Here is a 23,715-nt window from a genome sequence, read left to right as displayed (position 1 = left end):
GATCAAATTATCCGGGCACCCGCCCGGACCCGTGCCAAGGGGCCAGGACCGGCCCGGCGGGAGAGGTGATCGTTACCCAGGGGAAGGACCAGGGGCATGGTCCGAACCTGCGCATCATGGGCCCACCGGCCGGGGACGCGCGGGAAAACCGTGCCTTTCCTGTTGTGAACCATGATGAAGGACTGGCTTCGTAAACATCCTAACGTGCGCACGATCCGTGTCGCCGCCGCCGATCTCAACGGCCAGGCACGCGGCAAGCGTGTGCCCGCGCGCTTCGCCGAGAAGGTGGTGAAGGACGGCACGCGCTTTCCCTTTTCGGTGCTGAACCTCGACATCTGGGGCGAGGATATCGACGACAGCCCGCTGGTGTTCGAGCAAGGCGACCAGGACGGTGTGCTCAAGCCCACCGAGCGCGGCTTCATGCCGATGCCCTGGCTGGAGGCGCCGACCGCGCTGCTGCCGATCTGGATGTTCCGCGAGAACGGCCAGCCCTACGAGGGCGACCCCCGCCATGCCCTGCGCGCGGTGGTGCAGCGCTACAAGGCGCGCGGGCTGACGCCGGTCTGCGCGATGGAGCTGGAATTCTTCCTGATCGACGATTCCGGCAAGAAGATGCAGGAACCCGCCAGCCCCCGCTCGGGCAAGCGCCGCAAGGCCGCCGACACGCTGTCGATCCGGGCGCTGGACGCTTTCGACGTGTTCTTCACCGATCTCTACGACGCCTGCGAGGCGATGGACATTCCCGCCGACACCACTACCTCGGAAACCGGGCTGGGCCAGTTCGAGGTGAACCTGATGCATTGCGACGACGCCCTGCGCGCCGCAGACGATGCCTGGCTGTTCAAGATGCTGGTCAAGGGGCTGGCGCGGCGCCACGGCTTCGCCGCCTCGTTCATGGCCAAGCCCTATGCCGATTATTCCGGCTCGGGCCTGCATACGCATTTCTCGGTGCTGGACGAAAAGGGCGACAACATCTTCGATTCCGGCGGGCCCAAGGGCACCGCGACGCTGCGCCACGCCGTGGCGGGCTGCCTGGCGGCGATGCACGATTCCACGCTGCTTTTCGCGCCGCATCTGAACAGCTACGAACGCCTGGTGCCGGGCAACCACGCCCCCACCGCCATCGCCTGGGGCTATGAGAACCGCACGGCGGCGATCCGCATACCGGCGGGCAGCCCCTCGGCCCGGCGGATCGAGCATCGCGTGGCGGGGGGCGACGTGAACCCCTATCTGATGCTGGCCGCGATCCTGGGCGCCGCACTCTCGGGGATCGAGGACCAGGTCGAGCCGCCGCCCCCCGTCACCGGCAATGCCTATGCGCTGGATCTGCCGCAGATTCCCGCCACCTGGGCCGGGGCGATCGACGCCTTCGGGAAATCCGAGACCGTGCCGCGCTTCCTGCCGCCCGAGCTCATCCGCAACCTCGTGCTGACCAAGCGGCAGGAGATGCATTACATCGCCGAGCTTTCGCCCGAGGAACAGGTGCACCTCTATCTCGACACCGTTTGATCCGGCGGCCCGCCGACGGGCCTGCCCGCCGCCCGGAAAGGCCCGGCAAAAGCCCTCTTGACCGGGGCGGGCGGCGCGATCACCCTGCCCCCTCGGGCGCCTCCAGATCGAAGCCCCCAGACCGAAGCAACGGACCCGCAAGACATGCGCATCGGCATCCTTCAGACCGGCGAATCCCCCGACGCCCTGCGCGCCGAGATGGGCGACTACCCGGACCTCTTCGAAACCCTGCTTTCCGAACACGGGTTCGACTTCCGCCGCTACCGGGTGATGTCGATGGATTTCCCGGCCTCGGTCCACGACTGCGACGGCTGGCTGATCACCGGATCGCGCTTCGGCGCCTATGAGGACCACCCGTTCATCAAGCCCTTGGAGGCGTTCATCCACGAGGCCTATGCCGCCCGCGTGCCGGTGGTGGGGATCTGCTTCGGCCATCAGATCATCGCCCAGGCCATGGGCGGGCGGGTCGAGAAATACCCGGGCGGCTGGACCGTCGGTCCCACCGACTACGATTTCGGGACCGAGACGCTGACCCTCAACGCCTGGCACCAGGACCAGGTGGTCGAACTGCCGCCGGGCGCGCAGGTGATCGCCCGCAGCCCGACCTGCGAGAATGCGGCGCTGCTTTACGACGACCGCATGCTGACGGTGCAGCCCCATCCCGAATTCAGCCGCGACTTCATCGGCGGGCTGATCGAAAAGCGCGGCCGGGGCCTCGTGCCCGAGGACCGGCTCGACGCCGCCGTGGCGCGGCTCGACGACGGGCTGAACCGCCAGAACATGGCCGGGCGGATCGCCGCCTTCTTCCTCGACCACCGACCGACCGAAGCAACCCCGGGCCCCGCACCGCGCGGCTGAACCGCGCCGCGCCGCCGCGCCCCAAGACCAGGTGTGACCAGATGTCCAGATGGACGGAACAGCTTCCCGAAGCCGCCCGCGCCTATATCGACGGCCGCCGCGTCGACGAGGTGGAATGCGTGATCGGCGACATCGCCGGCGTCGCGCGCGGCAAGGCCATGCCCGCGGCGAAATTCGCCACCCAGACCAACTACTTCCTGCCCAATTCGATCTTCCTGCAGACCATCACCGGCGAATGGGCCGACAATCCGTTCGAGGCCTTCACCGAGCCGGACATGATCCTTGAGCCCGACTGGTCCACCGCCACCGCCGCGCCCTGGACCGCCGATGTGACGCTTCAGGTCATCCACGACGCCAAGGACCAGCAGGGCAATCTGGTGGGCTTCAGCCCCAGGAACGTGCTGCGCCGGATCGTGGCGCTTTACGCCGCCCGGGGCTGGCGCCCGGTGGTCGCGCCCGAGATGGAGTTCTTCCTCACCGCCCGCAACACCGATCCGAACCAGCCGGTCATCCCGCCGATGGGGCGCTCGGGCCGTCGCGCGGCGGGGAAACAGGCCTACAGCCTGTCGGCGGTCGACGAATACGGCAAGGTGATCGACGACATCTACGATTTCGCCGAGGCCCAGGGGCTTGAGATCGACGGTATCCTGCAAGAGGGCGGCGCGGGCCAGATCGAATTGAACCTTGCCCATGGCGATCCGCTGCGGCTGGCGGACGAGGTGTTCTTCTTCAAGCGCCTGATCCGCGAGGCGGCGCTGCGCCACGATTGCTTCGCCACCTTCATGGCCAAGCCCATCGCGGGCGAGCCGGGCTCGGCCATGCATATCCACACCTCGATCGTCGAGACGCATTCGGGCAGCAACATCTTCTCGGACGCCGCCGGGGCCGAGACCGCGGCCTTCGCCCATTTCATCGGCGGCATGCAGAACCACATGGGCGCGGCCATCGCGCTGATGGCGCCCTATGTGAACAGCTACCGCCGCTATGTCCCGGATTTCGCCGCCCCCATCAACCTTGAATGGGGCCGCGACAACCGCACCACCGGCCTGCGGGTGCCGATCTCTGGCCCTGCCGCGCGGCGGATCGAGAACCGCCTGCCGGGGATGGACTGCAACCCCTATCTGGGCATCGCCGCCACGCTGGCCTGCGGCTATCTCGGCCTGGTCGAGCAGAAACCCGCGCGGCCCGAATTCATCGGCTCGGCCTATATCGACAGCGACGAGATCCCGATCAACCTGGGCGATGCGCTGGATCTTCTGGACGAGGACGAGGCGCTGAAAGAGGTGATGGGCCAGGATTTCGTCAAATGCTACGATTCGGTGAAGCGCAACGAATACAAGGAGTTCCTGCAGGTGATCAGCCCGTGGGAGCGTGAGCATCTGCTGTTGAACGTCTGATGGCCCTCAATCTTCTCCACGCCAACGACCGGCCCGGGACCTATCCCGAAAGCTGGTATGCCGAGACGCGCGCGCCGCTCGATCCCTTTCCCCCGGCGGCGGGAGAGATCGCGGCGGATGTCTGCATCGTCGGCGCGGGCTATACCGGGCTGTCGGCGGCGCTGCATCTGGCGCAAAAGGGCCTGTCGGTGGTGGTGCTGGAGGCGCATCGCGTGGGCTTCGGCGCCTCGGGCCGCAACGGCGGCCAGGTCGGGTCGGGCCAGCGCCAGGACCAGGACTGGCTGGAGCAGGCGGTCGGGCGCGAGGATGCCCGCAGGCTGTGGGATCTGGCGCAGGACGCCAAGGCGCTGGTGCGCGACCTGATCGCGCGCCATGGGATGGAGGGCGTCGACTGGCGCCCCGGCATCGCCCATGCCTGCTGGCACGCGCATGAAGCCGACCACGCCCGCCGCTACGCCGAAAAGCTTGCCCGCGACTACGATTACCATGAGGTCGAGCCGCTCGACCCTGCGGGATTGCGCGCGCTGGTCGGGTCAAGGGTGTTCCAGGGCGGCGACATCGACCGGGGCGCGGGCCATATCCATGCGCTGAACTTCGCCATCGGGCTGGCGAAGGCCGCAAGCGCGGCGGGCGCGCGCATCCATGAGCGGTCCGAGGTCACCCGCCTGACCTACGGCCCCCGGCCCCTGGTCGAGACCGCCGGGGCCCGGATCCGCGCGGGCCAGATCCTGCTGGCCACCAATGGCTATATGGGCGGGCTGGAGCCGCAGGTGGCGGCGAAAGTGATGCCGATCAACAATTTCGTCATCGCGACCGAACCGCTGGGCCCCCGCGCGCGTGAGGTTCTGGCCCAGCCGATCGCGGTGCATGACACCAAATTCGTGGTGAACTACTGGCGGCTCTCCGAGGACGACCGGCTGCTTTTCGGCGGCGCGGAAAGCTATGGCTACCGCTTTCCCGACATCGCCCGCGCGGTGCGCAAGCCCATGCTTGAGATCTATCCCCAGCTTGCGGGGACAAGGATCACCCATGCCTGGGGCGGCACGCTGGCGATCACGGTGAACCGGATGCCCTGCTTCCTGCGGCCTGCGCCGAATGTGCTGTCGGCCTCGGGCTATTCGGGCCATGGCGTGGCGCTGGCGGTGCTGGCCGGGCGGCTGATGGCCGAGGCGGCGGCGGGACAGGCCGCAGGCTTCGACCTGATGGCCAGCCTGCCGCAGCGCCGCTTTCCCGGCGGTGCCACCCTGCGCTGGCCGCTGCTGGTCGCTGCGATGACCTGGTTTTCCTTGCGCGACCGGCTGGGCTGGTAGCGGGCCGCGGCGTTTTCTGCCTGAAGAACAGGCAGGCCCGCCGGTTTCCGCCCCGCCCGCGTCGCCGTCCCCGCGCCGGGCTTCGATCCGGCCGGAGCCAGCGCGCCCTTCCGCATCGCCTCGGCCGATTGCATGGAGGCGATCCTGCTGCCGCCGCTGGTGGCGCAACTGGGGCGCGAGGCGCCTCAGGCCCGCATCGTCCTGCGCGCCATCGACCAGAGCTACGACTATGCCAGTGCGCTGGAGCGCGACGAGCTGGACATGGAGGTCTGCAACTGGCCCGGCGCGCCGCAGCACCTGCGCACCGCGCATCTGCGGATCGAGGAGACCGTCTGCCTGATGGCGGCGGACCATCCCCTGGCCGGGCGCGCGCGGCTGAGCATCGAGGACAACCTCGCCGCCGCCCATCTCGCCCGGTGGCGCGGTCGAAATCCGACCCCGGACCCATCGATCCGCAACTGGCCGAGCGGGTCCTGCGCCACGACATCCGCGTCATGGTGCCCGAATTCAACCTGATCCCGCATATGCTGTTGAATTCGAACCTGATCTTCACCTCCAGCGCCAATTTCGCCCGCTATCGATGCCGGATCCTGCCGCGGCAAGGGCGGCGGCTTCGCCGATCTGGAGCTTGGGCTGTTTCGCGACCTGGGCAAGATCGACGCGCGGCCCCCCATCGTGACCACGGTGCATTCCTCGATGGTGGTGGCGGACGAGCGGCTGCCTGTGATGGCACATGACTCGCTTCTCGACGGGATCGTGACCGAGACCGAGGTGATCGGGAAGCCCCACATCGCTACGGCTTTCGCCCCGCCCAAACCGTGCCGCAATGTCGATCATTCCTCGCCCGCGATCCGTCGAGCGGGTCCGACCCCCCCTCAACGCCGAGACCCGAGACCCGAGACCCGAGACCCGAGACCCGAGACCTCATCCACACACCGCCCGCCCCCCGTCCAGCCCCTGCCCGTCCCGAAATCCACCCCGGCCGCGCAACCCGGCCAATTCCGCCAAGGCCGACCGCTCTGCCCCGGCATGCCGCCCCGCTTCCCCGCCCGGACACGGATCTCGACCCGACCGCCCCCGCTCTCCGCCCTCAAGCCCCGTTCCAAAGGCCCCGTCCCTCAAGCCCATAAGGCAAGGAAACCCGCGATCCGCCCATGCCCCAGCCCAGCCCCTCCCCCGCCTGCGGCCACACCACCGCCGACCTTCCCGAGACGGCGGCCGGGGCCGGGCGCGCGCCGTCAGGCGGGCGCCCGGCCCCGGCGGGGCGTGCGCGCCTTGCGCGTGCGCAACTGATCGAGGCGATCGCCATCCCGCTGGGCGCGCTGCTCGCGGCCTGCCTGGCGTTCTCGGTCTTCCTGCTGGCGCTCGGCCAGAACCCCGCGACCTTCTTCGCGCTGGTCTGGACCGGGGGCTTCGCCTCGGCCTTCTCGCTGCAAAACAGCCTTTCGCGCGCGGCGCCGCTGATCCTGACCGGCCTGGCCTTCGCCGTGCCCGCGCGGATCGGCATGACGCTGATCGGGGTCGAGGGCGCGCTGGTCCTGGGCGGGCTTGCGGCCGCCGTGCTGGCGCTGCCGCTGGTCGCGCAGCACCATCCGCCCGCGCTGGTCCTGCCGTTGATGGCGCTTGGCGCCATGCTGACGGGCGCGTTCTGGATCGGGCTCGCGGGCTGGCTGCGCCATTTCCGCGGCGTGAACGAGACGATTTCCTCGCTGCTGCTGAGCTATATCGCGGTGGCGATCCTGAGCTTTCTGGTCGAGGGCGCATTTCGCGACCCGGCCTTGGCCAACAAGCCCTCGACCCAGCCTACCGCATCGGCGCCCTTCCCGGCAGCTCGGTCCTTTGGGGGCTGGTCGCGGGGCTGGAGCTGGCGCTGCTGCTGTGGCTGGTGATGGAGCACACGCGCTTCGGTTTCGCCGCAAGGATCGCGGGCGGCAACCTGCGCGCGGCCAGAGGCCAGGGGCTGGCGGTCAGGCGGCTGGCGCTGCTGTGCTGCGCCATCGCCGGGGCCTGCGCGGGCCTTTTCGAAGTGGCGGCGGGCTACGGCTTCACCGGCATCCTCGTGGCCTTTCTCGCCCGGCAGAACACGCTTGCGGTGGTGCCGGTCGCGATCCTGTTCGGGGCGCTGGCGGCCTCGGGCGGGCTGGTCCGGCGCCGCATGGGGCTGCCCGATGCCACGCTGCGGGGCTTCATCTTCGTGATCCTTCTGGTCTCCGAGACCTTCTACGGCCGTTTCACCGGCATGCGCCTGCCCTTCACGCGGCCCGCGCCGCCCCAGCCCGAGGACCGCACATGATCGACAGCCCGATTTCCATCGTGCTTCTGGCCATGATCGGCGGGGCGATCCGGGTTTCGACGCCCTTCCTGTTCGTCGCGCTCGGCGAATGCCTGACCGAGAAATCGGGCCGTATCAACCTCGGGCTGGAGGGCAATCCGATCCTGGGCGCGATGGTGGCCTATGCGGTCTCGCTCCACAGCGGCAGTCCCTGGGCCGGGGTCGGAGCGGCGGGGGCTGGCCGGGCTGGGGCTGTCGGCGCTGCACGGCTGGATCTGCAAGCTGCCGAAGGTGAACGACATCGCCATCGGCATCGCCTTCATCATGCTGGGCACGGGATTGGCCTTCTTCTTCGGCAAGCCCATCCAGCCGGTGGCGCCCCGGCTGCAATCGCTGCCGCTCGGCGCCTGGTCCGAGGTGCCGCAGGTGGCGCAGGCCTGACGGTCAACCCGCTGTTCTTCATGGGCGTCCTGCTGGCGCTGGTCCTGGCCTGGGGCCCGACCAACACCCGCTGGGGGCTGATCCTGCGCATGACCGGGGGCAGCGCGGCCTCGGCCCGCGCCATGGGGGTGGACATCGACCTGGTGCGGCTGCCGGCCACGGCGGCGGGCGGGTTCCTGGCCGGGATCGGCGGGGCGTTCCTGTCGCTCTCCTCCCCCGCAAGCTGGAACGAGGGGCTGTCCTCGGGCCAGGGGCTGATGGCGGTGGCGCTGGTGATCTTCGCGCGCTGGAACCCGCTGCGCCGCGCGTGGGCGGCGCTTCTCTTCGGGGCGACCGGCGCGCTCGGGCCCGCGCTGCAATCGGTGGGGATCGGCGCGGGCTATCACTTCTTCAACGCCGCGCCCTATATCCTGACCCTGGTCATAATGGTGCTTTCGGCGCGCTCGGGCGCCGCCGCGCATGAGGCGCCGGGCGAATTGTCGATCACGAAATGAGAGGCCCGATGACCCAGAGCCAAAGCCCCGTCCCCCGCCGCGCCCCCGCGCTGGAATGCGTCTCGGTCGGCAAGTCCTTCGGGCCGCTGGTCGCGCTGGAGGGCGTGTCGATCAAGGTCGCGCCCGGTTCCTTCCACGCCCTGCTGGCCGAGAACATCGCCCTGCGCAGCTTCGACCGCCCGCCGGTGGCGGGGCGGTTCGGGCTGGTCTCGCCCGCGCGGATGCGCGCGCAGGCCAAGGATCTGATCGCGCGCTTCAGGATCCGCAACCCCTCGCCCGATGCGCCGATCGCCACGCTTTCGGGCGGCAACATCCAGCGCGCGGTGCTGGCGCGCGAGCTGTCGGGCAAGGTCGGGGTGCTGATCGTGCAGAACCCGTGTTTCGGGCTGGATTTCGCCTCGGTCGCCGAGATCCGCAACCGGATCGTCGAGGCGCGCAACAAGGGCGCGGCGGTGCTGCTCGCCTCCGACGACCTGGACGAGATCTTCGAACTGTCGGACCGGATCGCGGTGATGTCGGGCGGACGGATCACCCATGTCACCCCGGCCGAGCGCACCAGCCGCGCCGAGATCGGCCCCCATATGGCGGGCGGCCACTGGCGCCGGGTGCCCCCCCCTCAATGCAGGTGGAATTCGCCCCGCAGGTTGCGCCATTCGGCCGGGCCGATCAGCTTGCGGTGGGTGAAGCGCACCGAATGCAGCGGCCCCTCGATATTGCCCTGCCAGAATTCGATGAAGCGGAAAAGCTCGGGATAATCCGGGGCCAGGTCGTATTCCTGCCAGACGAAACTGTTCAGCACATGGCGATGGTCGGGCATCCGGTAGAGGATCTCGGCCGTGGTCAGCCCGTAGCCCTTCAGCATCAACTCGGTCTCTTGTCCTTTCATGGGGCCTCTCTTGCTTTGGCGTGATACGGGGATCATGGCAGAGGCGCGGAATTTGGCAACGATTTCAGCAGATTATCACTCTTCCCGCCCGGCTGCTGCCAGGGCGCGCCCCCGCCCCCGCCGCCCCCGGCCCGCCATTGCGCACAAGGGGCGGTGTGGTATATCTTGCGCCCAGCAAGATCTGGCCCCGCCCGGGGCTGATTGGCACAAAGAAGGCAGACCGTGGCGGATACCCCAGAAGAGACTGAAAACAAAGGTGAAACCCCGGAGCGTCCGGTCTGGACCGGCCCGCAGGTGGATATCGCCCACGAGATGCGCACCGCCTATCTCGATTACGCGATGAGCGTGATCGTCAGCCGCGCCATCCCCGATCTGCGCGACGGGCTGAAGCCGGTGCACCGCCGGATTCTTTTCGCCATGCAGGAATCGGGCAACACCCACGACAAGAGCTATCGCAAATCCGCCCGCGCCGTGGGCGACACGATGGGGAAATACCACCCCCATGGCGACAGCGCGATCTACGACGCGCTGGTGCGGATGGCGCAGCCCTTCTCGATGTCGCTGAAGCTGCTGGACGGCCAGGGGAATTTCGGCTCGATGGACGGCGACATGCCCGCCGCCATGCGCTATACCGAAGTCAGGATGGACCGGCCCGCCGCCTTCCTGATGGCCGATATCGACAAGGATACCGTCGATTTCCAGGACAATTACGACGGCAAGGACCGCGAGCCCACGGTCCTGCCCGCGCGTTTCCCGAACATGCTGGTCAATGGCGCGGGCGGCATCGCCGTCGGCATGGCGACCAATATCCCGCCGCACAACCTGGGCGAGGTGGTCGACGCCACGCTGGCGATGATCGAGGATCCCGACATCTCGATGGAACGGCTGATGGAGATCGTGCCCGCGCCCGATTTCCCCACCGGCGGCATGATCCTGGGCCGCTCGGGCGCGCGCAAGGCCTATCTCGAGGGGCGCGGCTCGGTCGTGATCCGGGCCAAGACCCGTGTCGAGGAATTGCGCAAGGACCGCTGGGCGATCATCGTCGACGAGATCCCCTATCAGGTCAACAAGGCCTCGATGATCGAGAAGATCGTCGAGGCGGTGCGCGAAAAGCGCATCGAGGGCATCGCCTCGGTCGCCGACGAAAGCGACCGCGTGGGCGTGCGGGTGGTGATCGAACTCAAGCGCGACGCCACGCCCGACGTGGTGCTGAACCAGTTGTTCCGCTTCTCGCCGATGCAGGTCTCGTTCGGCTGCAACATGCTGGCGCTGAACGGCGGCCGCCCCGAGACGCTGAGCCTGCGCGACTTCCTGGCCCATTTCCTGACCTTCCGCGAAGAGGTCGTGGCGCGGCGCACCGCCTATGAGCTGCGCCGTGCGCGCGAGCGCAGCCATATCCTGTGCGGCCTTGCCGTGGCGGTCTCGAATGTCGACGAGGTGGTGGCGACGATCCGCGCCTCGGCCGATCCGGCGGAAGCGCGCGAGCGGCTGATGGTCCGGCGCTGGCCCGCCCATGATATCGCACCCTATATCCGGCTGATCGACGATCCCAACCACAAGATGAACGAGGACGGGACCTACAACCTCTCCGAGGCCCAGGCCCGCGCCATTCTGGAACTGCGCCTGCAGCGCCTGACCGCCATGGGCGTGAAGGAGGTCACCGACGAGCTGGAAGAGCTGGCCGCGAAGATCAAGGACTACCTTGAGATCCTCGGCTCGCGCGAGCGGATCATGGCCATCATCGCCGCTGAGCTGGCCGAGGTGAAGGCGCTGTTCGCCGTGCCCCGCCGCACCCTGATCGCCGATTGGGAAGGCGACATGGAGGATGAGGACCTGATCGAGCGCGAGGACATGGTCGTCACCATCACCTCGGGCGGCTATATCAAGCGCACGCCGCTGGCCGAATTCCGCGCCCAGAACCGGGGCGGCAAGGGCCTGTCTTCCATGCAGACCAAGGAAGACGACGTGGTGACCACGCTTTTCGTCGCCAATACCCACACCTGGCTTTTGTTCTTCACCACCACCGGCATGGTCTACAAGCTGAAGACCTGGCGGCTGCCGGTGGCCGGGCGCAACGCGCGCGGCAAGGCCATCGTCAATATCCTGCCGATCGAGCCGGGCGTGTCGATCGCCGCCCTGATGCCGATCGACGTGCCGGAACTGGAATGGGACAGCCTTCAGATCGTCTTCGCCACCTCGGACGGCGACGTGCGCCAGAACGACCTGTCGGATTTCACCAATGTCATGCGCAACGGCAAGATCGCGATGAAACTGCCCGAGGGCGTGACGCTGGTGAATGCCGCCATCGCCGATGAAAATGACGACGTGATGCTGGTGACCGCGGGTGGCCGGGCGATCCGCTTCCCCACCACCGATATCCGGGTGTTCAAGTCGCGCGGCTCGACCGGCGTGCGCGGCATCCGGCTGGGCGAGGGCGACAAGGTGGTCTCGATGTCGATCATCCGCCATTTCGAGGCCGATCCGGCGGAACGCGCCGCCTATATCCGCATGCGCCGCGCCGCCCTTGGCGCGACCGAGGAGGAGACGGTCGAGACCGACGAGGAGGAGGCCGGGGTCGAGGCGGGCGCGCTCTCCCTCGAACGCTATGCCGAGATGTCGGCGGCCGAGGACGTGATCCTGACCATCACCGCGCGCGGCCTGGGCAAGCTGTCCTCCAGCCACGACTATCCGGTGCGCGGGCGCGGCGGCATGGGCGTGACCGCCTTCGCCAAGGCGATGCCGGGCGGCGCGCTGGTGGCAAGCTTCCCGGTCGATATCGGCGACCAGATCATGCTGGCCACATCTTCGGGCCAGTCGATCCGGGTGCCGGTCGACCAGATCTCGTTCCGCTCGCGCGCGGCGGGCGGGGTGCGGGTGCTCAACACCGGCGGCGAGGAAGAGGTGGTCTCGGTCGCCCGCATCGCCGAACAGGGCGACGAGGCCACCGAAGGGACAACGGACGGGGCCGTTGATGGGACCGTCGACGGGGGGGCCGGGGGCTGATGGAACGCCGGCTGCCGCTCGCGCTGTTCGGCCTGTCTTTCGGGGTGCTGCCGATCATTCTGGCGCGCAGGCAGGCCAATCGCTACCAGGCCTGTCTGGCCCGCCACAGCGACACCACCAACGAGATGCTGGAAGATCAGCGCCTGACCCAGGCCATGATCGCGCGCCGGACCGAGGCGCTGGAGCGCATCGCCGCCGCGCGTGAACGCCGCAGGTGACGGGGCTGGAAGCAAGGCTCGACGCGCTTGCCGCCACGGGCGGGACGCTGTCCTACGGCGCGCTCTGCCGCGAATTGGGCCTGCGGATGGCCGATCTGACCGGCGCGCTGGAACGGATGATGGAAGAGGATGCGGCGGCGGGCCGCCCGCTGCGCGCGGCGCTTTGCAAGGCGCGGCTCGGAGGCGCGTCCGGCACGGATCTGCCCGCGCCGGGGTTCTTCGAAAAGGCCGCCGCCCTGGGCTTTCGGATCGAGGATCCCGCCGCCTTCACAGCAGACCAGCGTCGAGCCCTGCACGAAGCGCGCCGCTGATCGTCCCGGGCGCGACGGGCTGTTGCCAAGCCGCAACTTGGCAAGGATCCCGCGCCCCGCCGGATCCCCACCCCTTCCCCATCGCCGATTTATGCCGCAATATGGCTGCATAAACAAAATATTGAGGCAGTCATGAAGAAATCCATCCTGCTGGCCCTGGCCGGAGCAGCCTTCGCATCTTCCGCCCATGGGTTTGAGGTCGTCGGCGGCTCTGTTGCCATCGGCTATTCCGCCTTCACCGAAGAAACTGACGTCAACAAGCTGAATTTCGGCGGGCAGCTTGAATTCGGCCTGTCGCGGGAATTCTCGCTCCAGGGCGATGTGAATCTTTCGAAATTCGGCCTGACCGATATCGACAACCGCTCGATCGGCCTGCACGGGATCTATCACCTCAGTTCTGAGACCTCGCTGGGCGCCTTCATTGGCACCGATCGGGTCGAGGGCGCGAACGTCGATTTCTACGGCATCGAGGCGGGCCACCAGTTCGGCCAGTTCGGCCTTGAAGGCTATCTGAGCCGCGCCGATCTCGAAGGCGTGGCGGATGGCACGGTGATCGGCCTGAAGGGCGAATATGCCATCACCCCGGCCGCCCTGGTGGGTGTGCGCTTCGACAATATCAACGTCGACGGCTATGACGCCTCGCGCCTGTCGCTGACCGGGCAATATGCCTTCACCGAGGGCTTCGCCGTCACCGGAGAACTGGGCAACGCCGATATCGACACCTATGGCTCAGAAACCTTCTTCGGCCTGGGCGTGAAGGTCAGTTTCGGGGCCAAGCGCGGCGCGACCTTCGACCAGCGCAGCGTCGTGGATCTGCTGCCGGGGCTCTGACCCCCTCGGCCCTTCCGCCGTCTCACGCGCCACCCCCAAGGGGGTGGCGTCTTTCGTTCCGCGCCCCCCCGATTGCGCCGCTGCGACGCCGGGGCTATCAGGGCGTCATGGAAACGCTTCACATCATCGGCGGCGGCATGGCCGGGTCCGAGGCCGCCTGGCAGGCCGCCCAGGCGGGCGTGCCGGTCGCGCTTTACGAAATGCGCCCCCGCATCGGCACCTTCGCGCATCGCACCGGCAATCTGGCGGAAATGGTCTGCTCGAATTCCTTCCGCTCGGACGACGACGAAAGGAATGCCGTCGGCCTGCTGCATTGGGAGATGCGGGCGGCGAACGGGCTGATCATGGAAATGGCGGGCCGCCACCGCCTGCCCGCGGGCGGCGCGCTGGCGGTGGACCGCGACCCGTTTTCCGAAAGCGTGACCGCGCGGCTGCGCGCCCATCCGCTGATCACCATCCATGACCGCGAGATCACCGAACTGCCCGCCGAGGGCCAGTGGATCGTCGCCACCGGGCCGCTGACCTCGGGCGGGCTGGCCGAGGCGATCCGCGCCGAGACCGGGGCCGAGAGCCTGGCCTTCTTCGACGCCATCGCCCCCATCGTCCACGCCGACACCATCGACATGAACATCGCCTGGCGGCAGTCGCGCTACGACAAGGGCGAGACCGAGGAAGAGCGCACCGCCTATATCAACTGCCCGATGACGCGCGAGGAATACGAGGCCTTCATCGACGCCATGCTGGCCGCCGAGAAGACCGAATTCCACCCGGGCGAGACGGCGGGCTATTTCGACGGCTGCCTGCCGGTCGAGGTCATGGCCGAGCGCGGGCGCGAGACCCTGCGCTTCGGCCCGCTCAAGCCCGTGGGGCTGACCAATGCCCATGATCCGGCGGTGAAGCCCTATGCCGTGGTGCAGTTGCGGCGCGACAATGCGCTTGGCACGCTCTACAATATCGTGGGGTTCCAGACCAAGATGAAGCACGGCGCGCAAACCACTGTTTTTCGTATGATTCCCGGGCTGGAGAATTCCGGTTTCGCCCGGCTTGGCGGCATCCACCGCAACACGTTCATCAATTCGCCCCGCCTGCTGGACGATCGGATGCGGCTGAAGAGCCGCCCCAATATCCGCTTCGCGGGCCAGATCACCGGGGTCGAGGGCTATGTCGAATCCGCCGCCATGGGGCTTCTGGCGGGGCGAATGGCGGCGGCGCAGATCCTTGGCCGCGACCTGCCTCCGCCCCCGCCCGAGACCGCCACCGGCGCGCTGGTCACCCATATCACCGGCGGCGCGGATGCAAGAACCTTCCAGCCGATGAACGTGAATTTCGGCCTCTTCCCCCCGATCGACGCCAAAGGCGGGCGCAGGGGCCGCAAGGACCGCTACAAGGCCTATACCGACCGCGCCAAGGCGGCCTTCGCGCTTTGGCTCGGCTGACCCGCTTCGCGCCCTCGCCCACGGGGCCGCTGCATCTGGGCCATGCCTATGCCGCGCTGGTGGCGGCGATGCGGGGCGAGCGGATGCTCTTGCGGCTGGAAGACATCGACAGCGCGCGTTGCCGGCCGGAATGGGAGGCGGCGATCTACCGCGACCTGGGCTGGCTGGGCCTGACCTGGCCCGAGCCGGTGCTGCGCCAGTCCGGCCGCCTGCCCGCCTATCGCGCAGCACTCGACCGGCTGGGCGCGATGGGGCTGAGCTATTTCTGCACCTGCACAAGGGGCGATATCCGCGCCGCCCTCTCGGCCCCGCAAGAGGGCGCGGCGCCGATGATCGGACCCCCAATGATCGGACCTGACGGCCCGGTCTATCCCGGCACCTGCCGCCGCGCCGGGCATGCGGCGGGGGCGCTGCGGCTGGACATGGCCGCCGCCATGGCCCGGATCGGCGGCGAGATCCGCTTCCACGACAGCGGCACGAAGCCCGGCCTGCACCGTTTCGACAGCGCGCGGATGGTCGAGACCATCGGCGATATCGTGCTGGCGCGGCGCGACATCGGCACCTCCTACCATGTCGCGGTGGTGGTGGACGATGCCGCGCAAGGCATTACCGAGGTCACGCGGGGCGAGGATCTGTTCGAGGCCACCGCGATCCACGTGCTGCTCCAGCGGCTTCTCGACCTGCCCGTGCCGCTTTACCACCATCACCGGCTGATCCGCGACGAAGACGGCAAGCGGCTTGCCAAGCGCGACGACGCCCGGGCGCTGGCGCTTTACCGCGCGCAGGGCGCGACGCCCCGGGACATCCGCCGTCTTCTCGACCTGCCCGAACGATAGGCGCCGATCCCGGATCAGGCCATCGGCGACAGGATCTCGACCTCCTCGCCCGCGCGCAGGGCGGTGTAGAAGCACGAGCGGCGGTTGGTATGGCAGGCCGGGCCCCGCTGGCGCACCAGCGCGAGCACGCAATCTCGGTCGCAGTCGATCCGAAGCTCCACCAGCTCCTGCACATGGCCCGAGGTCTCGCCCTTGACCCAGAGCGCCTGGCGCGAGCGCGACCAGTAGCTGACACGCCCGGTCCGCAGCGTCTCGGCCAGGGAACGGGCGTTCATCCAGGCCATCATCAGCACCTCGCCCGAGGCATGATCCTGGGCGATGCAGGGGATCAGCCCCTGGGCATCGTATTTCAGCGTTGCGGGATCGAATGCCATCACGAGCCTCCTTGGCGGGGGATGCGGGCGGGATTACACAGGCCCAAAGCGGCAGGCAAGCAAGGAGAGGCCCGCCATGGCCGAAACCGATCCCTTCACCCTTTATTCCGCCCGGCTTCTGGCGCTGGCGGCCGAGATCCCGCTCAGCGGCCGCCTGCCCGCACCCCAGGGCAGCGGGCGAAGACGCTCGACCGCCTGCGGCTCGACCATCACCGCCGATGTGGTGCTGCAGGACGGCCGGATCGCCGAATTCGCGCAGGAGGTGCGGGCCTGCGCGCTCGGTCAGGCCTCGGCCTCGATCCTCGGCCGGGTGGTGCTTGGCCAGGACCGCGCGGCACTGGCCCGCGCGCGGCAGGAACTGGCCGCGATGCTGAAGGATGCGGGCGCGCCCCCCGCCGCCCCCTTCGCCGAATACGAGGCGCTGGTCGCGGCGCGGGACTATCCCAACCGCCATGGCTCGATCCTGCTGGCGCTGGAGGCGACGATCGACGCGATCGACGCCGCCGAAAGCGGATCCGGGGGCGGATCCGGGGCCTGATCAAGCGGGACGCAGGTCTTTGCGAAGCCCCGCCGATTCGGAGCCGAAGGGCGTATTCCCGAGGGGCGCCCCCCCTCGGGCGCGGGACCGAAAGCACGGGTGCCGACCCACCAAGGCAAACCGCACCATCCGCCCCGAAAGCGCGCCCTCCCTCGAAGCAACTCCCCACCGCGCGACACCACAGCTTGCCAAGACCACGCGGGAGGCCCGGAACGATCCGCGCACCCGCCCGAGCATGGCTTTCGGCCAGGCATTCCGGCCGCCGCGCATCGCGCAGCGTTCCCGGCCGCGCCTCCCCCAACCTCGTCTCAGGCCGCATCCCGCGCGGGCTCCCTCTAAAAGGCTGTTGAAAAAGTCGTGCCGCGGCGTCGGCTTGCGGAGAAAATCAGTAAACTGGTCCCATGGGGGACTAAAATATGCGGTTTCCGCAGGGATTTTTGACAATACCGGGAAAATTTCCGTATCGAGGCTGCTCCAAAATACTTTCTCAGCAGCTTGCCAAATCCACCTGCCGCGCCGACACAGGCGGCCGGAGGCGCCCGCAGGCTGCCCTTGAAACGAAGGGTGGCCAACGTGGAAGCCCGCTTACCCCGCCAGAGCCGCCCTGTCTCGTCTCGCGGCGCCCAGTCTGGTCCGGGCCCCGTTTTACCGGAATCGCATCTTGTCAGCGTCCCACCTTCTCGGCGACCCGCGTTGTCAGAATCACCTCTTGTGATCATTCCCCGCGCGGTGAGCACCCCGGCCTGTCGGTGCCCGGCCCTTTCCACGCTCCGTCTTGCCCAAGTCGCGTCCTGCCAGCCGCCCCGCCCTCTCGGCCTCCCTCCTGCCAGCGCACCCCACCCTCACCGGCGGCCCCGCAGCCCCCTGGAGGGCCCCACTGCCCGGCCACTCCCTCGGCCCCGGCCCCCCCCTCCCCGCCGGCGCATAAAAAAAACCGCCGCGCGTCGGGATGCGACGGCGGCGGAAGTGAGCGTGTCTGGGCGCGCAGGCAAGACCGGACAGAGGTCTCGGAGGGTCTTCGAAGATCGGGACAGTGAAGACCGGCGCGCCTTGGGGCAGACCGCAGGCAGAAACGGGGAATTCAGAGGCCGGACGGCAGGGCGAGGCCCAGGAAGAGAACGGCGAACAGGGTCGCGACGCCCAGGGCATCTTCCAGCAAGAAGTCGTCGCGGCGGCGGGCGGCGGCTTTCAGACGGGCGATCATGGCAAGCTCCTGTTCCGGTGTTGCCATCTTGTTCTCACATCTCGCAACCGACGTAAAGAACTTTTTTAGAACATTGCGCGAAAATACGAGAACATCCGCAAGAGAATGCCCGAATGCCGCCGCTAGCCCACATTGATCAGCCGGATCGCCCGGTCCTGATCAAGAAGCCACAGCAACGCCCGCGCCGCCCGGCCGCGCGGGCCGGTCAGCGCCGGATCCTCGGCCAGCAGGCGGCGCGCATCGCTTTGCGCCACCGCCATCAGCCCCGATTGCCGCTCGGGATCGGCCATGCGGAACCGCGGCAGGCCCGATTGCGCCGTGCCGATCAGATCGCCCGCGCCGCGCATCGCCAGATCCTCCTCGGCGATGCGGAAACCGTCCTCGGTGTCGCGGATGGTGGTCAGCCGCCGCTCGCCCGCCGCCGAAAGCGGCTGGCCGAAGACCAGAAGGCAGGTGGATTCGGCCGATCCCCGCCCGACCCGCCCGCGCAACTGGTGAAGCTGCGAAAGGCCGAAGGTTTCGGCCCGCTCGATCACCATGATCGAGGCCGAGGGCACGTTCACCCCCACCTCGATCACCGTGGTCGCGACCAGCACCGCCGTCTCGCCCGCGACGAACCGCGCCATGGCGGCATCCTTCTCGGCGGGCGGCATCTGACCATGGACCAGCCCGACCCGCCCCTCGCCCAGGGCCGCGCGCAGATGGGCGAAACGCGCCTCGGCCGAGGTCAGGTCGACCAGTTCGCTCTCCTCGACCAGCGGGCAGACCCAATAGGCCTGCCGCCCCTCGGCAATGGCGCGCACCAGATGCGCCACCACCTCGTCGATCCGCGCGGACGAGACCAGGGCGGTGCGGATCGGCTTTCGCCCGGGCGGCTTTTCGTCCAGCACCGATATGTCCATGTCGCCGTAGGACACCAGCGCGAGGCTGCGCGGGATCGGCGTCGCGGTCATCACCAGCACGTCCGCGCTTGCGCCCTTGGCGCCAAGCTCCATCCGCTGCGCCACGCCGAAACGGTGCTGTTCGTCGACCACGGCAAGACGAAGATCGCGGAATTCGACATCCTTCTGGAAGACCGCATGGGTGCCGACCAGAATGTCGATCCGGCCCGAGGCCAGATCGCCAAGCTTGGCCGCCCGCTCCGCCCCCCGGTCGCGGCCGGTCAGGATCTCCAGCCGCACCCCGGCCATGGCCGCCAGCGGCGCCAGCCCCTCGTGATGCTGACGGGCGAGGATCTCGGTCGGGGCCATCATCACGCCCTGCCCGCCCGCCTCGACCGCGACCAGCAGCGCGAGCATCGCGACCAGGGTCTTGCCCGCCCCGACATCGCCCTGCAACAGCCGGTTCATCCGCTGCGGCGCCGCCATATCGGCGGCGATTTCCCCGATGGCGCGGCTCTGCGCCCCGGTCGGCGGCCAGGGCAGCGCGGCCAGGACGCGGGCGCGCAGGCGGCCATCGCCGTGGCTGACCCGCCCCGGCAGCCGCCGCCCCGCCGCCCGCGCCAGCGCCAGCGTCAGTTGATGGGCGAAGAATTCGTCATAGGCGAGGCGCGCGCGCGCGGACGCCCCGGGGGCGAGATCGGCAGCCTCCTGCGGCGCATGGGCCGCGCGCAGGGCGTCGAGCCAGCCCGGCCAGCCCTCGCGCGCCTTCAGCGCCGGGTCGATCCATTCCGCCAGATCCGGCGCGCGCGCCAACGCCCCGGCCACCGCCTTGGCCATGAGCTTCTGGGTGACCCCGGCGGCCAGCGGATAGACCGGCTCATAGGCGGGAAGGTCATGCGCCTCCTCGGGGCGAAGGATATGGTCGGGATGGACCATCTGCGCCTGGCCGTCGAAGACCTCGACCCGGCCCGAGACCACCCGACGCTCGCCCACCGGCAGCAGCCTGGTCAGATGGTCGCCACGCGCATGGAAGAACACCAGCGCCCAGTCCTGCCGCCCGTCCGAGACCAGAACCCGGGCGGGCCCGCCCTTGCGGCGCGCGGGCTGATGCGCCAGCACCGTGACCTCGACCGTGACCGTGGCGGGCGCGACGACATCGCCGACCGAGGCGCGGCGGCGCCGGTCCACCCCCGATTGCGGCAGTTGGAACAGCAGGTCCTTGGGGCGCGAGATGCCCAGAGGCTCCATCGCCCGCGCCGTCCGCGCGCCGATCCCGGCCAGCGTTTCCAGATCTGCGAAGAGCGGGAAGAGGATCTCCGGTCGGCTCATGACGGCCCCCCGGAGGTCGCGCGGGCGGATCCGGCGCGCGGCAGGGCCCGTCGCGGCGGAGCGGAGGCGGGTCGGTCCCGGAGGAGCACGGGAAGCACAGACAGCGAGGCGCCGGACGGATTCGTCCCTTGCACATGGGCCCCGGCGGATCGGCCCCGCCAAAGGGCGTATTCCATTTTTTTAAATAGTATCAGCATATTGAATGACATTTCGTGGAGACCACATTCACCGGACAGCGCCCCCGGACGCAGGTCTTCACCGCTCCCCGCGCCAGAGCAGGACGCAACATCGACCGATGCATCGCCAAGCGTCACACCGCCACGGGCTGAATCCGCACGCCCCCGCACCGGCCGGAACCGGCGCTCGGGGATCTCGCGCAGATCATGGGGCAAGACGCCGCGAAGGCGCGGGCGCCGAGACCCACGCGCGCCAGGGAAGCGTGCGCGGGCAAGACATGCGGGAGCGGGCCGCAAAGGAGCAGACCAAACAGGGGTCAGATGGACAGAGACAAGGCAAATGGGGCCAAGGTGCCAGGGGACGAGGCGCCAGGGGACAAGCGCAGGCGCAAGACTCGCAGGGGCGAGGCCCATGGGGGCAAGGTGACAGGGGGCACGATGCGAAGGGGCAAGTCGCCAAGGGATGAGACACGCCGGGGCAAGCATCCACCGAGCGACAAGCGCAGGCGCAAGGCTCGCAGCGGCGAGGCACATGGGGCCAAGCCCCATGGCCTCGATGCCACGCCCTCCGGCGTCGCCCCGCAGCGGAGCCGGATCCGGCGGGTGCCCGCTCATCCCTGGCCGATCAGTTCAAGCCAGCCATCCTCGTCGATCAGCCGGATTCCCAGCCTTTCGGCGTCCTTGGCCTTGGAGCCCGCCCCGGGCCCCGCCACCACCAGATCGGTCTTCGCGCTGACGCTGCCCGAGACCTTGGCGCCAAGCGCCTCGGCCCGGGCCTTGGCCTCGGCCCGCGTCATCTTTTCCAGCGTGCCGGTGAAGACCACGGTCAGCCCGGCGACAGGACTGGCGGCGGCGCGCGCCGCCGGGGGCCGGATCGCCCGCAATTCGGCCACCAGGGCCTCGACCGCCGCCCGCTCGTGCCCGCTCCGGGCCAGCGTCGTGACCAGGCTGGAGCCGAGGGTGGCGCCGATCCCGTCGATGGCGAGCAACTCCTCCCAGGCGGCGCGGGATTCGGGCGCGACCGGGCTTTCCGCCCAGATCCGGTCGCGCAGGGCTTTCGGCGCGGCGCGGCGGCCCTGGGCCAGGGCCTCGGCGCGCTCGGCCGCCTCGGCCTCGTCGGCGGCAAGATGGACCTGCGCGGCGGGATACGCCGCATCCACCGCCGCCGCCAGCGCCGCCCACGACCCGTAATGCCGGGCCAGATCGCGGGCCGCCACCTCGCCCAGATGGCGGATGCCGAGCGCGAAGAGGAAACGCTCCAGGCCAATCTCGCGCCGCTCCTCGATGGCGGCGAACAGCTTGGTGGCCGAGCGGACGCCCCAACCCTTGACCTGGGCCAGCGGCTTCGCCGCCAGATACCGCAGCGCGGCGATCAGATTGGCGCGGTCACCCTCGCGGACCGGCACGGCGGCGGCGCGCAGCATCTCGGCCAGGCGGGCCTCAAGATCGCTGCCTGCATTTTCCTCCTGCGGCAGATGGGCCAGCCGCTCGGCCGGGTCGGCGACCATGGCCTCGGGCCCGCCATCGCGCGCGGCCAGGGTGAATATGTCCGAGGGCGCGGAAATCCGGCCGAGGTAATAGAAGAACTCGACCTGTTTCGTGCCCAGCCCCTCGATGTCGAAGGCCATGCGCGAGACGAAATGCTTGAGCTTCTCGACCGCCTGGGCCGGGCAGACCAGCCCGCCGGTGCAGCGCCGCGCCGAATCGCCCGGCTCGCGGATCGCCGGGCTGCCGCATTCGGGGCAGGTCTCGGGGAAATGCCAGGGCACGGTGCCCTGGGCGCGGCGGGCGGGGTCGATATCGGCGATCTTGGGGATCACATCGCCCGCGCGGTAGACCTGAACCCAGTCGCCGGGACGGATGTCGCGGCCCTCGCGGATCGGCTGGCCGGTATTGTCGCGGCCCGCGATGTAATCCTCGTTGTGCAGCGTGGCGTTCGAGACCACGACGCCGCCCACGGTGACCGGCACCAGCCGCGCGACCGGGGAAAGCGCGCCGGTGCGCCCGACCTGGATGTCGATCGCCTCCAGCCGGGTCCAGGCCAGTTCGGCGGGGAATTTATGCGCGATCGCCCAGCGGGGCGTGGTGGCGCGAAAGCCCAGCCGGGCCTGAAGCGCCAGATCGTCGACCTTGTAGACCACGCCGTCGATGTCGTAGCCGAGGGTGGCGCGCTGCGCCTCGATCCGCCGGTAATGGGCCAGAAGCGCCTCGGGCCCGTCGCAAAGCCGGGTCAGCGGATTGGTCGGAAAGCCCATGGAAGCCAGCCGCGCGATGGCGCCCATCTGGGTCGGCGCCAGGGGCTCGGACAATTCGCCCCAGGCATAGGCGAAAAAGCGCAGGGGCCGGGCGGCGGTGATTCGGGCATCCAACTGGCGCAGGGATCCGGCGGCGGCATTGCGCGGATTGGCGAAGGTCTTTTCCCCCGCCGCCGCCTGACGGGCATTGAGCGCGGCGAAATCCCCGTGCGACATATAGACCTCGCCCCGCACCTCCATCACCCCGGGCGCACCGTCGACCCGGGCGGGGATATCGGCAAGGGTGCGGGCATTGGCGGTCACATCCTCGCCGGTTTCGCCGTCGCCCCGGGTCGCGGCCTGGGTGAGGCGGCCGTCCTCATAGCGCAGGGAAAGCGAGAGCCCGTCGATCTTCGGCTCGGCGGTGTAGCGGATCGGCGCGGAATCCGCGGCCGAGGAGAGACCGAGGAAATTGCGCAGCCTGTCGTCGAATTCGCGCACATCCGAATCGTCGAAGGCATTGCCGAGCGACAGCATCCGCAGCCGGTGGGCGACCTTGCCGAAGCCCTCGGCCGCCGGAGCGCCGACCTGGTCCGAGGGGCTGTCGGCGCGGCGGAGGGCAGGAAACCGCGCCTCGATCGCGGCATTGCGTCGGCGCAGGGCATCGTATTCGGCATCCGAGATCTCGGGCGCATCAAGCCCGTGATAGGCCAGATTCGCCGCCCCGATCCGCGCGGCGAGCGCGGCCAGTTCGGCGCGGGCCCCGGCCTCGTCCAGTTCCTCGACGGGTTTGTCCGCCATCCTCGCCTCCTGCGCCGCCGGATCTTCGACCGCCGGTCTGCCGCTGCCAATGTCTTGCCGCCAATGTGCTGGCGCCAATCTCCTGGCGTCAATCTTCCGGCGGCGGCCTTCAACCGCCGGGACCGGACCCGAGGGCAGAACCTAGAAGGGGCGGGTCGAATGGTAAAGATCGCTGAGCCGGTGCGGGGGGGGGGGCCGTGGAGCGTCGTTGGGTCCGGGTCTGTGCCGGACGGCAGGCAGCGGCAGCGACAGCGACAGCGACAGCGACAGCGACAGCGACAGCGACAGCGACAGCGACAGCGACAGCGACAGCGACAGCGACAGCGACAGCGACAGCGACAGCGACAGCGACAGCGACAGCGACAGCGACAGCGAC

Annotated in this window: 21 protein-coding genes and 2 pseudogenes; 17 read left to right on the top strand and 6 right to left on the bottom strand. The window is 69.1% G+C overall.

The annotated features are described in order from the left end of the window. The first annotated feature begins 174 nt into the window (after window positions 1–174). The 10 genes and pseudogenes from ABNX41_RS13735 to ABNX41_RS13690 all read left to right on the top strand — a co-directional run bounded on the left by ABNX41_RS13735 (window position 175) and on the right by ABNX41_RS13690 (window position 8,281). Window positions 175–1,509 (top strand): glutamine synthetase family protein, encoded by a 1,335-nt coding sequence (locus tag ABNX41_RS13735; protein WP_438670346.1) that lies wholly within the window; start codon window positions 175–177, stop codon window positions 1,507–1,509. Between the two features lie 144 nt (window positions 1,510–1,653). Next, window positions 1,654–2,367 carry a type 1 glutamine amidotransferase gene (locus ABNX41_RS13730; RefSeq protein ID WP_438670294.1) on the top strand — a complete coding sequence of 238 codons (714 nt, stop codon included), beginning with the start codon at window positions 1,654–1,656 and terminating at the stop codon, window positions 2,365–2,367. 41 nt (window positions 2,368–2,408) lie between these two features. Then, on the top strand, window positions 2,409–3,764 hold the full coding sequence (locus ABNX41_RS13725; protein ID WP_438670293.1) for a glutamine synthetase family protein: 1,356 nt from the start codon (window positions 2,409–2,411) through the stop codon (window positions 3,762–3,764). After that, window positions 3,764–5,074 (top strand): NAD(P)/FAD-dependent oxidoreductase, encoded by a 1,311-nt coding sequence (locus tag ABNX41_RS13720; protein ID WP_438670292.1) that lies wholly within the window; start codon window positions 3,764–3,766, stop codon window positions 5,072–5,074. Before ABNX41_RS13725 ends, ABNX41_RS13720 begins: the two co-directional genes overlap by 1 nt. Window positions 5,075–5,179: 105 nt before the next feature. Then, window positions 5,180–5,590 (top strand): annotated as a pseudogene (locus tag ABNX41_RS13715) (LysR substrate-binding domain-containing protein); the annotation flags it as partial. A 48-nt stretch (window positions 5,591–5,638) separates the two neighbouring features. After that, window positions 5,639–5,779: pseudogene (locus ABNX41_RS21985) on the top strand (hypothetical protein); the annotation flags it as partial. Window positions 5,780–6,228: 449 nt separating this feature from the next. Then, the gene (locus ABNX41_RS13705; protein WP_438670290.1) at window positions 6,229–6,963 is read left to right on the top strand and encodes an ABC transporter permease subunit; all 735 of its coding nucleotides are present in this window, start codon (window positions 6,229–6,231) and stop codon (window positions 6,961–6,963) included. After that, on the top strand, window positions 6,963–7,367 hold the full coding sequence (locus ABNX41_RS13700; RefSeq protein ID WP_438670289.1) for an ABC transporter permease family protein: 405 nt from the start codon (window positions 6,963–6,965) through the stop codon (window positions 7,365–7,367). Before ABNX41_RS13705 ends, ABNX41_RS13700 begins: the two co-directional genes overlap by 1 nt. A gap of 162 nt (window positions 7,368–7,529) precedes the next feature. After that, window positions 7,530–7,787 (top strand): hypothetical protein, encoded by a 258-nt coding sequence (locus ABNX41_RS13695; RefSeq protein ID WP_438670348.1) that lies wholly within the window; start codon window positions 7,530–7,532, stop codon window positions 7,785–7,787. Then, on the top strand, window positions 7,685–8,281 hold the full coding sequence (locus tag ABNX41_RS13690; protein WP_438670345.1) for an ABC transporter permease subunit: 597 nt from the start codon (window positions 7,685–7,687) through the stop codon (window positions 8,279–8,281). The genes ABNX41_RS13695 and ABNX41_RS13690 overlap by 103 nt, the downstream gene beginning before the upstream one ends. A gap of 616 nt (window positions 8,282–8,897) precedes the next feature. On the opposite strand, the gene ABNX41_RS13685 is transcribed toward ABNX41_RS13690, so the two are convergent. Beyond that, entirely contained in the window at window positions 8,898–9,167 is a 270-nt protein-coding gene (locus tag ABNX41_RS13685) for an usg protein (RefSeq protein ID WP_438670288.1), read from the bottom strand. Between the two features lie 222 nt (window positions 9,168–9,389). On the opposite strand from ABNX41_RS13685, the gene gyrA reads away from it, so the two are divergent. The 6 genes from gyrA to gluQRS all read left to right on the top strand — a co-directional run bounded on the left by gyrA (window position 9,390) and on the right by gluQRS (window position 15,802). Beyond that, window positions 9,390–12,170, top strand: a complete 2,781-nt coding sequence (gene gyrA / locus ABNX41_RS13680) for a DNA gyrase subunit A (protein ID WP_438670287.1) — start codon at window positions 9,390–9,392, stop codon at window positions 12,168–12,170. Next, window positions 12,170–12,388, top strand: coding sequence for a hypothetical protein (locus ABNX41_RS13675; protein ID WP_438670286.1), 219 nt, complete (start codon window positions 12,170–12,172; stop codon window positions 12,386–12,388). Before gyrA ends, ABNX41_RS13675 begins: the two co-directional genes overlap by 1 nt. Beyond that, complete coding sequence (locus tag ABNX41_RS13670; protein WP_438670285.1) at window positions 12,385–12,699, top strand: hypothetical protein; 315 nt, start codon at window positions 12,385–12,387, stop codon at window positions 12,697–12,699. Before ABNX41_RS13675 ends, ABNX41_RS13670 begins: the two co-directional genes overlap by 4 nt. A 132-nt stretch (window positions 12,700–12,831) precedes the next feature. Beyond that, window positions 12,832–13,530, top strand: a complete 699-nt coding sequence (locus tag ABNX41_RS13665; RefSeq protein ID WP_438670284.1) for a porin — start codon at window positions 12,832–12,834, stop codon at window positions 13,528–13,530. A 107-nt stretch (window positions 13,531–13,637) separates the two neighbouring features. Next, the gene (gene trmFO, locus ABNX41_RS13660) at window positions 13,638–14,966 is read left to right on the top strand and encodes a methylenetetrahydrofolate--tRNA-(uracil(54)-C(5))-methyltransferase (FADH(2)-oxidizing) TrmFO (protein WP_438670283.1); all 1,329 of its coding nucleotides are present in this window, start codon (window positions 13,638–13,640) and stop codon (window positions 14,964–14,966) included. Then, window positions 14,954–15,802 carry a tRNA glutamyl-Q(34) synthetase GluQRS gene (gene gluQRS / locus ABNX41_RS13655; RefSeq protein ID WP_438670282.1) on the top strand — a complete coding sequence of 283 codons (849 nt, stop codon included), beginning with the start codon at window positions 14,954–14,956 and terminating at the stop codon, window positions 15,800–15,802. Before trmFO ends, gluQRS begins: the two co-directional genes overlap by 13 nt. Before the next feature lie 14 nt (window positions 15,803–15,816). On the opposite strand, the gene hisI is transcribed toward gluQRS, so the two are convergent. Continuing rightward, a complete protein-coding gene (gene hisI, locus ABNX41_RS13650) occupies window positions 15,817–16,176 on the bottom strand; it encodes a phosphoribosyl-AMP cyclohydrolase (protein ID WP_438670281.1) in 360 nt (119 codons plus the stop codon). A gap of 76 nt (window positions 16,177–16,252) precedes the next feature. On the opposite strand from hisI, the gene ABNX41_RS13645 reads away from it, so the two are divergent. Then, window positions 16,253–16,714 carry an iron-sulfur cluster assembly scaffold protein gene (locus ABNX41_RS13645; protein WP_438670280.1) on the top strand — a complete coding sequence of 154 codons (462 nt, stop codon included), beginning with the start codon at window positions 16,253–16,255 and terminating at the stop codon, window positions 16,712–16,714. A 1,081-nt stretch (window positions 16,715–17,795) separates the two neighbouring features. Here the strand turns inward: ABNX41_RS13645 and ABNX41_RS13640 are convergent. The 4 genes from ABNX41_RS13640 to ABNX41_RS13625 form a co-directional block, all read right to left on the bottom strand. Further along, entirely contained in the window at window positions 17,796–17,918 is a 123-nt protein-coding gene (locus ABNX41_RS13640) for a hypothetical protein (protein WP_438670279.1), read from the bottom strand. 122 nt (window positions 17,919–18,040) lie between these two features. Beyond that, complete coding sequence (gene recG / locus ABNX41_RS13635; protein WP_438670278.1) at window positions 18,041–20,128, bottom strand: ATP-dependent DNA helicase RecG; 2,088 nt, start codon at window positions 20,126–20,128, stop codon at window positions 18,041–18,043. A gap of 787 nt (window positions 20,129–20,915) precedes the next feature. Further along, on the bottom strand, window positions 20,916–23,339 hold the full coding sequence (gene ligA / locus ABNX41_RS13630) for an NAD-dependent DNA ligase LigA (RefSeq protein WP_438670277.1): 2,424 nt from the start codon (window positions 23,337–23,339) through the stop codon (window positions 20,916–20,918). Between the two features lie 141 nt (window positions 23,340–23,480). Beyond that, window positions 23,481–23,715, bottom strand: a 235-nt coding sequence (locus tag ABNX41_RS13625; protein WP_438670276.1) for a hypothetical protein, incomplete at its 5' end; no start/stop codon positions are given.

The sequence above is a fragment of the Pseudogemmobacter sonorensis genome, from assembly GCF_042762395.1.
In the GTDB taxonomy this organism is placed as follows: Bacteria; Pseudomonadota; Alphaproteobacteria; order Rhodobacterales; family Rhodobacteraceae; genus Pseudogemmobacter; species Pseudogemmobacter sonorensis.
This window is presented reverse-complemented; position numbering and strand designations above follow the sequence as displayed.